We start from the raw sequence: 11,993 nt of genomic DNA, 5'->3' as shown, positions 1-11,993 counted from the left end.
CCAGTTATGTTACCCTAAAGGCTTTTTATCCTCTAGTTCTACTGCTTGATTTTTCGCAGTAGCTCCGCGTACCTTTTGCGCGTATTCCCTCAAATAATAGAGGAGTTCCTTTCTGCTACATGGCTTACCTGTAACAATCTGAGATATTGTTCTGATATCCAGAATGTTATTTTCTTTTTGTATTGAGTCATGTAAAGGTTGAAAAAGCTCTTTGAGGTTATTCAACTTTACAGATAAGAGGGCTTCATAATTATCCAAGGCAAAAGTATGAGCTAATGTTTGAATATCAGAATTAGTTGTTGAAGTTTTTCCATGCTGCGATTGGACAGAGCAATTTTTTGAACAAAAACGACGCTTGGATACTTTGTGTTGTATAACTTCAAAACTGTTCTGACAAAATTCACAAGTAAGAATAAATCTAGGTACTAACGCACCTGTTTTCTTTCCCTTGCGTGACTCATGGTATGCTTTTCGCTTGGGACTATTGAGAAACTTCTCTTTGAAACTAGGGTCGGCAAATCTTGCATTCGCCTTAGCTTTGATTTTGGCTTTGGTACTTTCAGATTGAGTAACACCATACATAGGGTTTTTCTTTCCGAAATTATCCATGCCTCTTACCTTAGCATGAGATTTCCATTCCTGTTTCAAATGCTCAAATACAAAAGGAGTATCCTTGATGAGTTGTCTTAAGCCCTTTTCTTGAATAATCGTAACTTTTGCGTTGTACTCAGACTCAAAACGCTGAATTTTTGGCAAGTCACTTTGATAATTAAAAGTGCCTTTAATTTCGACATACTCACCATTTTCAAGAAGGAAGTCTGGTTTGTACCGAACTTCATTCGAGAGTAAATAAGTTTTATGTTCGTATGTCCAGCCAATTTTCATGTAGTCCAGGTATTTCGCGTAAATGTACTCAAGGCTTGACCTTAAACAATGCTCACCGTAGAAACCTGAGTAGCCATAGAAGGTGCTTGTCATACGCGCCCCCACACTCTTGGAGAGATTATATTCTAGATTGCTTTTTTCATTGTAATCTAGTTTCACTCTCTACGCTGTACGGTGTCAAAAGCTTTTTATTTCTTCTGATTACCACGGGATTAGCATTTCAGCTTTCCCCGTATTTGCGAGGTTTTTAACGTGAGGCAAAATTACTTACCACACGGGTTTAAGCCCAAACGGACTGACCGATGCTCTAATTCTTCCGCAGTCATATTAGGATGACGTTCCTGCAACCACTGTTTAGCTTTTCCTTCATCGTAAGCTTTCAAAAATTCAAGTTTAAGACTTGGTGTTGAAAGTAAATCAACGTTAGATCGAGCTACAGCTTCACCGGCCCATTGAATCGCACCTTCGCCGCTATAATACTGTTGGCGAACGGCATCAATACATTCTTCCCGCGTTGGTTTATGATGAAAAACGCGAGAGTGGTTTGCCATTCTCAAAGCATCTCGCTCTGGGTCAATTTTCCAGTTGCCACTTTCATCTTGCTGCCACAGATTGTTTTTAGCATTTGCCCCCAGTTGATCACTAGAATCAAACTGACGAATTCCCGCGCTCCTTCTAATATTGCCAGCGACGATTGTGACCGCCGCTTCGTCAATCAATACGCAGCATTCTACTGAATTTAACTGCCGCCCTTGAGCCTTATTCAAAATTGTGGCGCACCGCTGATAAAGGTCGGGCAATTTCACCGGATTTGCTACTCCGCCAAAGCCTTTTAAAGGTTCTCCCACCGGGCGAACGTCGCTCAAATCGATGTAAATTTGAGCTGTTCCTGCAAACCTTTCATCTGTGGATAATTCCAGCAAAGCTTGATAGGATTTTACCCAACCTTGGCGGGAATCTCCGACATAAATAGTGGCGGTTTTTTCGTCTATTTTTACTTCGGTTTCTTGGCGGCGCTCTAAAGCGGGTGTAGAACCGATCGCACCTTGGACTGTCACGGTTAAGCGGTTGCGGATCGGGGGCAGTTGGTTGATGTATTGTGGTTCCAAGACTGCACCTGTGCCGCAGCCCATCATTGCCAAATCCATCAATAAACCAAAGGCCCGCCAGTCGATAATATTTGTTGACGAACAGTTATATGCGCCGGAAAAGTTCTCTGGCTGTTCGATCCATTTGCTGCCGCCTACCCACAGCCAGCGGCCTGAAGCGAGGGTTTTGAGCTCGTTTTGCATCCGGTGCAGCAGTTGTGTTTCTTCGGGGGTGAGGTTTCCGAGCTTTTGGAGCCCCTTGACTGTTCGATCGCACACTTCGGCCCAAGTCTCCCGCCCTGTCTCGGTACGGCGGCTGTACGTCCTAAAAAATACTGGATTGGCTGCGGGTGCTGTTTCGGGAAAATCGGACTGGTTGCGTTTCTCGCGGGCACTCGATCGCTCTAATTCTCGAACCATAGGTTGTGTACTGACGTGTCGGAATATATCAAACTACGAATATACAACAGGATTCAGATTTAGGGTAAAAGGTTAATATATTTGACAATTTGCACTAGATATGGGGCACGGAAGTTGACAAGCTCGATCGCGCGATCGGCCAAAAACTTCACCAAAAAACCCGATCTCTTCCAGAAACCGGGTTAAACACAAATGTTGTTAATTGTCAATTCTTTGTCAATAAAAACTCAATATTCGGCAGCAGCGGGTCTTGAACAACCCCCACACCGTTAAATCCCCAACGTTCGAGTAGCTTTTTTACCTGAGAACCGGAAATCGATTCTACTCCGAATCGATCGGCAACATCAGCAGCGTGGGCGTTGAGATAGCTCAAAGCGTCATAGTCTTCGCGAAACATCAGCAGGTAACTCACCGCCGAATCTGGATTGGGACAAGCGCTGATATATTTGCCGTCAGCACGAGAACGTAGCAAGTAAAAAACTTGAGATAACATCTTATCTAGGTTGTCAAAATAATATGTTACCTCAAATTGGGAATTGGGAATTGCCCAAAGGATTTTAGACTGACAATTTCCGATGGTATAAAAGTTGATTTTTTTTCAACTTTATACCTAAAAAGTACATAATTGATGCCTAAAATCAATCTAAAATCGATGAGAATTTAGCAGTTAAATCAAAGTCAGTGCTAAGCCTTTAAATCCCCTGCCATCGCCAATTTGACCGACAATCGAAGCTTGACCGGTCGTCAAATTGATATTGTACAGGCTGGAAACTCCGCCAACCTCGATCGCAGCCAAAGCCCTCTCGTTACCGCCAACACTCCTGACATCAAAGCCGAGAACGGTACCAGCATCAATTCCCAAAGATCCGATCGTATTCAACACTCCATTATTCGGCGGATCTTGCCGCACCAAAACGTCTAAATTGGTGTCAATTGCAAATAATGTCGTCGAAGCTGCCCCTGCAAAGTTATTCAGATACGCAGACCCCCCAGCCGCGCCGGCATTGCCAAAATTGCGATCGCCCGCAGCATAAGCCAAATTCCCGTCGAGTTGAATTCCCCCCGTCAGCGTGTCAGTATCGACAATTGCCCCAGTATCAGGGTTGAGGCGGGCGTTTTGACCGGCTTGATTGACAAACCGAATTCGATCGACTGTGGGATTGAAATCAAAACCCGCAGACCCCGGAGTTAGGGGAACAGCAAACTGCCCGCTACCGACTTGACTTGCAGCCCCAGTCACCGGATTGATGGCGTACAAGCGATTGCTAGAACCAACACCGTAAAGTTGGCCGTTAGCGGGGCGAAAATCTATTCCCAGCAAACTTTCTCCCGGCTGCAATCCGGTAACTGCTGCGTCGCTGAGAATCGCCCGCGGTGCCGCCTCGTTAAAACCGACAATTGTTTCAGCGCCATTTCTGACAGTTAAGGCGTAAGCTGTAGGCAAAGGCAAAGCCAAACCGTTAATCTGTCTTCCGTCGGCAATTTGACCGACAAAGGAAGCTTGACCGCTACCTAAATTGATATTGTACAACCCGGAAATGCCCCCAACTTCCAGCGCCGCCACTGCTACCTCGCGGCCACCAATACTCCTGACATCAAAGCCGAGAACGTTAGTAGCATCAACTCCCAAAGATCCGATCGTATTCAAGACTCCATTATTCGGCGGATCTTGTCGCACCAAAACATCAAAATCGCTGTCAATTGCAAATAGTGTGGTCGAAGTTGCCCCTGCAAAGTTATTCACATAGGCAGCCCCTGCAGCAGCCGGAGAACTTCCAAAATTGCGATCGCCCGCAACATAAGCCAAATTCCCGTCGAGTTGAACTCCCCCCGCCAGCGTGTCAAAATCCACAGTTGCCCCGGTATCTGGGTTGAGGCGGGCGTTTTGATCGGCTTGATTGACAAACCGAATTCGATCGACTGTCGGATTGAAATCAAAACCCGCAGCCCCCGGAGTGAGAGGAACAGCAAACTGCCCGTTACCCACTGGACTTGCTTCCCCAGTCATCGGATTGACAGTATACAAGCGATTGCTAGAACCCACACCATAAAGCACACCGTTAGCGGGGCGATAATCAATTCCCAGCAAACTTTCTCCCGCTTGCAATCCAGTCACGGGCAAATCTGAGATCACACTTCCCGGATTGGAAAGACTAAAACCGACAATCCGATTAGCAGGAGTTAAAGCATAAGCCGTTGTCCGCGCGGCAGGCGGGGGGGTGGGAACAACGCTGCCAATATTATTAGTGAAACTTGCCTGGTTAATCGCACTTTGTCTCACCCCTTGGAGAGTAGCGAGAAATTCTCCTGTTACGCGGTCTTGAATAACAGTATTGTTTCCTGCTTCCAGAATATTTAAGTCGCTAAAACTGACACCTTCGCCCAAACCGATTAAATCTGTACCTGGTACAAAATCGGCGATCGCGTCCGCGTTTCCCAAATTAACACCGCCGCTGGTACGGAAAGGCTCAGCCTCAGCGTAGCGCCTCAAAACAAATACGTCTGCCCCGTCTCCGCCTATCAGGATATCAGTATCTCGATCGCCCGACAAAACATCATTCCCGGAGTTGCCCGATATGGAATCGCTGCCTTTTCCGCCCACTAAAAAATCGTTACCTTCTCCGCCGTTAATAGTGTCGTTATCTAAATCTCCAAAAAGCGAATCTTGACCAGAATTGCCCTCAATAAAATCGCTTTGTTTACCTCCATAAATGCTGTCATTACCAGAGTTTCCGGCAACGGTGTCATTGCCCATCAAACCAAAAATTAGGTCATCTTCTGGAGTTCCGGCTACCAAGTCTGCTTGTGAGGTACCTCTAATTTCTGCCATGCTGTAATCACCCTCTAATTTTGATAGTTCTGTGGCCTAACGGCCGCGGTATTCTCAGTCAAAATATCACAAATTCGCACTTTTAGGATAGTTTTTCTTATTTTCGGCTGTAGGGGTTGGTTGCCATAAAAGTATTACACGCAGCTAAAATGATATATAAACCAGCCCCCCGATTCAAATAAACCCACTCCTAAATACAGAGCACTTAGCCATATTTTATAGTTGGCTGTGTAGCCAAGGGCGATCGCAGCTCAACTGCAAACAGGCAAGCTGAAATTTTTAGCGGTGCGAACCCATGAAATTTTGTACTGCGTTCATGAGTAATATACGCTGAATCTATAATTTTGGATCTGTCCAGTCAGAAATTATTTTTCAACTTTAATCTTAAAGCCTCCGAAGGTGGGCTTTGTGTGTGTAGCCGTGACAACCATCGCTCAATATAAAGTGGATTATCAATGCGGAATTGGCATAATAAGTTAGTTTAACAGTCGTTTTCAGACGACTTAAGCTTTCAGGCAGGGGTTTAAACCCTGCCTGAATCGGAGTTTCACATTTGATCCCTTCCCCTGCTTTCTCAAGCTTTCAGCAGTGCTTTAGAAGCTGATTGCCCTGCGAGTCTCAGTTGCGATCGCAATTTGAAATTCAACAACACCAAGACAGTCCACTGACTGAGTATGGAGAAGAGCAAAATCGTATTTTCTGAGGAGGCTGGCCGATACGGCCAAAACCCCATCCCAAATGTTGAAGGCCACCCCAAAAAAAGACACAAAACATAAGGAGCTTTTTCTGGGGTAAGCAAGAGCATAGATAAGATCACAGGTGGCAACAAGATAGCGCTGCCGACTGTCCCGACGGCCCAAATTTCCTGATTTCGGGTTTTTGTAAATAGGAATAGTTGGGTGATGGCTGCGTAAATTAGGATGAGATTCAGACAGCCAATTACACCACAAAATCCGTTTATCTCAGGTTTTTCCAACAGCGCCCAAGGTGTTAAAATTATTACTGAGCTGAGGAAATTAATCGCGATCGCAACTCCAGCCGGACTTTTATCGCTCCAAATTAAATCGAGTAGTGGGTAGCGTCGCCACAGCTTCTGATTGCTGGGAACGATTTGTTTCCGATACCTCGCCCAATCGTACAATGATTGTCTGTCAGATGTTAAAGCTGCAATTAAAGCTAAGAACATCACCAAATTCAAGATAAGTAAACAGCCGAAATTATAGGCTCCGGGATCTGATTGAAGTGCAAACCCTAAAAATATTACTTGACTGCAGATAACTAGCAAATAACTTTGCCGCTTGCTCAACACTGTAGCACTGGGATTGGGAAAGCGGCGCTGCCATCCCTGCCACATCCAGTAGGTTCCTGTACCACAAACGAAGAGAGACAAAGCAAGACCACTCGCAATATTTGTACCCACTGGCGAGTAAAACCATTGCAACTTGTCTAAATCTGCAACTAACCAATGGAAAGCATGATTTTTATTAACAACCACTCCAAAAAGCAGATATCTCAGGATAGGAATGGGAGACAAAAATGTGAGCAAATCCCAAGCACTTCGCGTTAACGGGATCACAGACATCCCAAACACAACAAAAACCGTAGCGCTAGCCAACCAAGGTTGAAATCCTCCCAACCAACTGGTTGTCAATCCAAATAGCATCGCAGCGCTGTAAAATAAAGCACAGCTAGCTGCAACTGCTATGTAGAAACATAAAATTCCATTCAGGGGTATTTGAGTAGATAATCCAGCGTACAGATGCAGCGGTACGGCCAGAATTGTTGCTAAATAAAGTAAAATTGGTACGCCAAGAATTTTGCCCAAAAAAATTGTTTTGGCAGACTGGGGACTGAGGCGAATAAAGTTGAGCGTGCCACGGCGTTCCTCCTTGTCTAAGTCGCTGACAAGCAGATAAGTCCCTGCTACTAATAAAGCTAAGACGCTCAATATGCTCAGCCAAAAGAATATCTCTAGCCACCACTCCCGCCAGTTAATGACAAAGTTGCCCAAGGCATCTCTGACGCAGCTTTTTTCATAGGGAGCGGCGTCCTCTAAATTGCAAAATCTGTGATAGATGGGGTTAGTGTACTCCCCATTAGGAGGGGGAACGGGTATCTGGGCGCTGGAATACATAAACAGCAGCAGTTGAGCGCTTACGGAAAGGGCCGAGGCGATCGCAATATTTCCCATTTTCAAGCGGCCTTTGATTTCTCGAAATAACTGGGGATTCCAGTTGCCGATTGGGTCGAGTAAATTGAGTGTCATAGGTTATTACTGATTAGTTGTTGGTAATTCTCTGTCTTCTCTTCCTCTGCGTTCTCTGCGCTCTCTGCGGTTAAATAATTCCGATCCAAGCGTAAAAAATATAAGTCAGCTATGACTTACTCTTCATTCAGGTAAAGAGGAAACGAGCAAATTAAGATGCTTGCTGGTGTCCCATTTTGAGGAAAATGGTTTCTAAGTCTTCTTGAGTGCAGTGAAATTCAGTTAGCGGAATGTTAGCAGCTACGAGTTTGCGCAATAAAATTGCAGCATCTTTTCGGCTTCCTGAAAAGTGAGCGCGTACTCGATCGGTTTCCGGCACTATTTCCCAACTTTCTATACAAGGAAAGTTGTTTAACTTGGATGTTAGTGCTTCTATGTTACCCAAAACAGACATGAAAATTAACTGTTTGCTCAGGCGTTTGTAAAGTTCTTGTAACGGTGCGCTTTCGACCAGATATCCGAGTTCCATGATGCCTACCCAGGTACAAAGTTCGGCTAAGTCGCTGAGGACGTGAGATGATATGACTACGGTCATGCCGGCTTCTTGCAAAACTTTGATAATTTCGCGGAACTGCATTCGGGCGATCGGATCTAAGCCAGAAACGGGTTCGTCTAACAACAACAATAGCGGTTCGTGGATGATAGTTCTCCCCAAACTCAGGCGCTGTTTCATTCCCCGCGAAAGGGTGGAAATTAAGCTGTTGCGCTTGTTGGTTAGTTGCACGAGTTCTAACACGGAGTTGATTCGCTCTCGGCGACGCGGTTGCTGGAGGTTGTAGAGTCGGGCAAAATAGTCTAAATAATCCCAAACCGTCAAGTCGTCGTAGAGGGGAAAGTCATCGGGAAGAAAGCCGATGCGCTGTTTGAGAATTGGGTGCGATCGATCGCGTAATAACCTATCCCCATTGATGTAAATTTCCCCTATAGTCGGTTCCTCAGCCGCCGCCAACATCCGCAGCAAAGTAGTTTTGCCGGCACCGTTGGGGCCGATGAGTCCGCATACTTCGCCTGCTGCTACTTGCAAATCGATGTCATTGACGGCTATATGGCGATCGAATTGTTTCGTCAGCCCGCGGGTTTCTATTGCTAGTTGTTTTGCCATGTTTGGAGCGATGATATAAATTTGATTGGGTGGATTTCTGGCAGAAAGAGGAGTTAGATCGAGTTCTATCGATCTTTAAAAAATGCTTTAGAAGCTGATTGTCCGGCGATTTTTAGGTGCGATCGTAATTTCAGATTCAACAAGGCTAAGATAGTCCACTGACTGAGTATCGCAAACAAAACCGTATTTCCTGATGCTGTGAGATACTCAGAAGACCAAAAACTAGCAAATGTTGAAGATAACCACCAGAAAGGAGCTTTTTCAGGAGTCAGCAAAAGCATGGATAAAATTATAGGTGGCAACAAGATAGCGCTGCCCACAGTGCCTACCGCCCAAATTTCCCGGTTGCGATTTTTTGTAAATAGGCATAGTTGAGTGATACTTGCGTAAATTAGGATCAGATTCAGGGAACAGATTGGAAACCCAAATACCTGTACCACAAAATATTGAAGCTCGCTTCCGTCCAAATACCTCAAAATCCCAAACGTAAAAATTCTTGAGGATAGTAAAACAATTGGTGAGCTACTTAGGAGATTAATCCCGATCGCCACTATGGCCGGACTTTTTTCACTCCAAATTAGATCGAGTAACGGATAGCGCCGCCACAATTTATGACGGCTGGAAACGATTTCCTGACGATATCTTGCCCAATCGTACAAAGATTGTTTTTCTGGTGTTAAAGCTGCAATTAAAGCCAAGAACATCAGCAAATTCAAGATGAGTAAACCGCTGATAGAATTATTGAATGGGTCTCCATCTTGGAATGCAAATCCTAAAATTATTATCTGACACCAGATGACCAGCAAATAACTTTGTCTCTTGCTCAAAACTGTAGCACTTGGATTGGGAAAGCGACGCTGCCATCCCTGCCACATCCAATAGGTTCCCATACCGCAAATTAAGAGAGACAAAGCAAGGCCGATCGCAATATTTGTACCGACTGGCAAGTAAAACCATTTCAACTCGTCTAAATGTGAACCTAATGAATCAATTCCTAAAACTAGATATCTTAGGATACCAGCGGCAGACAAAAATGTTCCTAAATCCACAACACTTTTTGTTAGGTCGATACAAGAAATCCCGAACACAACTAAAGCTATAGTGCTAGCCAACCAAGGTTGAAACCCTCCCAACCAACTGGTTGTCAATCCAAATACCATTGCCGCACTGTAAAACAAAGCACAGCTAGCTACGATCGCCGTATCAAAACATAAAATTTTATACAACGGTATTTGACCTGCTAACCCACTGTACAAATGCAGCGGTACTGCCAGAATTGCTGCTAGATAAAGTAGAACTGGAACGCCGAGAATTTTGCCCAGAAAAATTGTTTTGGCAGACTGGGGACTGAGGCGAATAAAGTTGAGCGTGCCGCGTCGTTCCTCTTTGTCTAAGTTGCTGACGAGCATATAAGTCCCTGCTACTAATAAAGCTAACACGCTCCACATGCTCAGATCGATGAACATCTCTGCCCACCACCGCGGCCAGTTAATAGCAAAGTTGCCCAAGGCACCTCTGACGCACTGTTTCTCATAGTCAGAGTAAACAGCTCCCGTGCAAAAATCGCGATTGATGGGGTAATCGTACTGCCCATAAGGAGGAGCAACTATCTGCGCCTTATAATACATGAATAGCAGCAGTTGAGCGCTGAGAGAAATGGCAGATGCGATCGCAATATTACCAATCTTCAAGCGGCCTTTGATTTCTCGAAATAATTGGGGATTCCAATTGCCGATGCGATCGAATAAGTTGAGTATCATAAGTAATTGGGAATTGGTAATGGGTAATATCATGTGCGATCGATCGCACAATCTCATAAACCTTCCCCGCCCGATGACAAATCGCTAATCTACGGAACGCGATATTCCGCATCAACTTCAAAGAAATCGGGTTTTTGTTGCTTTTAGGGGCTATAAATTGAGTATTCCCAAAAAAACTGGTTTGCGATCGCCCGCGCGTAAGTCTTCATAAAAATATAAGTTTTTATCTAGCCAAACCCGTGCCGATCCCAAATTCGGGTTTACCATATCGCTTAAATCCTTTAGAACTTACGAACAAATCGTCAGCAACCGGGTTTCTTTGTGTATTTTTCGGACAGAATCTGAGATTTTTCCAAGAAACAGGGTTTCTTTGCATAAGTCCCGTTCAAGTCTGCACGGAAAATTCGTCTGGATCGATATCCCAATTTACCCAGCGAATTGCCTCCCTAGCAGATGTCAGATTAAACGGCACTCTCAAAACGTGAATGAATCCCGTACTTGGACAAGTCATTTTTAACAAACAAATCGGCTCGACATCGGCATTATCTATTTTTAATAGTGCATATTCCTGCCAACTATCTATTTCTTTTGCTTCTAATTCTTGACAAATGCGCTCGTAGCCAATTTCTTGAATTAACACTCGCCTCAGCTCGGCATTCTCTTCTGTTAAAAACCATTGGGATTGCCATTGATTTGGGTGGACTTTGCCGTATTCTTCAGGCAATCTGACGCCGTGATAATAGTAAATTTTCCATCCATCCGCAAACTCGATCGCAGGTTCTACTTCCGCGTGCAAGCGGTTTTGACTGTCAAAGCTTATGTGGCGGGGGCGATCGCACACATAACAAATTTTTTCAAAGGGAAATATCAAACCGCAATCCTCAAAAAGCAGCTTTTGGCAGCGAAGTATTTCTTGTGCCTTTTGGGAAATATTGACGCCTAATGAAGAGATATACCATTCAGTCAAATAGATTGCCTTAAACAAATTCGTGGGAGTTTCAGGGCATTTCAGGTGTGACAAATAAATCGATGGGGACAATGATGTCGTGAGGATTTCATGGGATTCTAGGTAGGGCAAAAAATTATCATTATCAAAATTATCAAGATCATCAAGATCATCAAAATAATCCCCCATAGTTGGTTCCGAGCGCGCATATTCGTTAACCAATTCTCTGATTAGGGAACTCAGTGTGCTGTCCACTTCGGAGTCGATCGTCATGCTATCGAGCTCATACTTCCACACCGCCGGACTTGCAAATTCTCCCACAGGGGCCATCCATTTCTGGTCTAGATTTTTCCCCAATCTATTGCTGTATTCGTCTGAGCAGTTTTGTGAATGGTCGCGTTTGAGCAAGTTGAAGATTTGGAGACAAACGTCGCGGGGACTGCTGCAAATAATAATAACTTCTGGTTCTTCTATGCCAATAGCGGCATAAGCAACTTTGATGGCTTCTGTGGCTTTTTGAGCATCAATTGGCGTAGTTGAGAGAGTAAGACGTTTCTGTGCGAGTTCGCCTAACACGCACAGATCGGTAATTTGATTGTTGTAGAGAGTCAGTCTTGTTAGATTGGTGAGCGATCGCAAGGCGCTGATGTCGTTAATTCGATCGCAGTTGAGAGTCAGTCTTGTTAGATTGGTGAG

General features: G+C 44.6%; 8 protein-coding genes. All 8 read right to left on the bottom strand.

Annotated elements, in window-relative coordinates; genetic code table 11:
• Positions 1 to 9: 9 nt before the first annotated feature.
• Positions 10 to 1,044, bottom strand: coding sequence for an NUMOD3 domain-containing DNA-binding protein (locus tag QUA44_RS05555; protein WP_333251996.1), 1,035 nt, complete (start codon positions 1,042 to 1,044; stop codon positions 10 to 12).
• Between the two features lie 104 nt (positions 1,045 to 1,148).
• The gene (gene nrdJ / locus QUA44_RS05550) at positions 1,149 to 2,393 is read right to left on the bottom strand and encodes a ribonucleoside-triphosphate reductase, adenosylcobalamin-dependent (RefSeq protein ID WP_333251995.1); all 1,245 of its coding nucleotides are present in this window, start codon (positions 2,391 to 2,393) and stop codon (positions 1,149 to 1,151) included.
• A 205-nt stretch (positions 2,394 to 2,598) separates the two neighbouring features.
• Positions 2,599 to 2,886 (bottom strand): hypothetical protein, encoded by a 288-nt coding sequence (locus tag QUA44_RS05545; RefSeq protein ID WP_265236994.1) that lies wholly within the window; start codon positions 2,884 to 2,886, stop codon positions 2,599 to 2,601.
• A gap of 174 nt (positions 2,887 to 3,060) precedes the next feature.
• A complete protein-coding gene (locus tag QUA44_RS05540; protein WP_333251994.1) occupies positions 3,061 to 5,223 on the bottom strand; it encodes a DUF4394 domain-containing protein in 2,163 nt (720 codons plus the stop codon).
• 574 nt (positions 5,224 to 5,797) lie between these two features.
• Complete coding sequence (locus QUA44_RS05535; RefSeq protein ID WP_333251993.1) at positions 5,798 to 7,489, bottom strand: hypothetical protein; 1,692 nt, start codon at positions 7,487 to 7,489, stop codon at positions 5,798 to 5,800.
• Between the two features lie 151 nt (positions 7,490 to 7,640).
• On the bottom strand, positions 7,641 to 8,591 hold the full coding sequence (locus QUA44_RS05530; RefSeq protein ID WP_333251992.1) for an ABC transporter ATP-binding protein: 951 nt from the start codon (positions 8,589 to 8,591) through the stop codon (positions 7,641 to 7,643).
• 65 nt (positions 8,592 to 8,656) lie between these two features.
• Positions 8,657 to 10,408 (bottom strand): hypothetical protein, encoded by a 1,752-nt coding sequence (locus QUA44_RS05525; RefSeq protein WP_333309552.1) that lies wholly within the window; start codon positions 10,406 to 10,408, stop codon positions 8,657 to 8,659.
• Positions 10,409 to 10,736: 328 nt separating this feature from the next.
• Positions 10,737 to 11,993, bottom strand: a 1,257-nt coding sequence (locus QUA44_RS05520) for a leucine-rich repeat domain-containing protein (RefSeq protein WP_333309550.1), incomplete at its 5' end; no start/stop codon positions are given.

Source organism: Microcoleus sp. N9_A2, from assembly GCF_036701775.1.
Lineage (GTDB): Bacteria > Cyanobacteriota > Cyanobacteriia > Cyanobacteriales > Microcoleaceae > Microcoleus.
The sequence above is the reverse complement of the archived record's forward strand: the minus strand, read 5'-3'. Positions and strand labels throughout refer to the sequence as shown.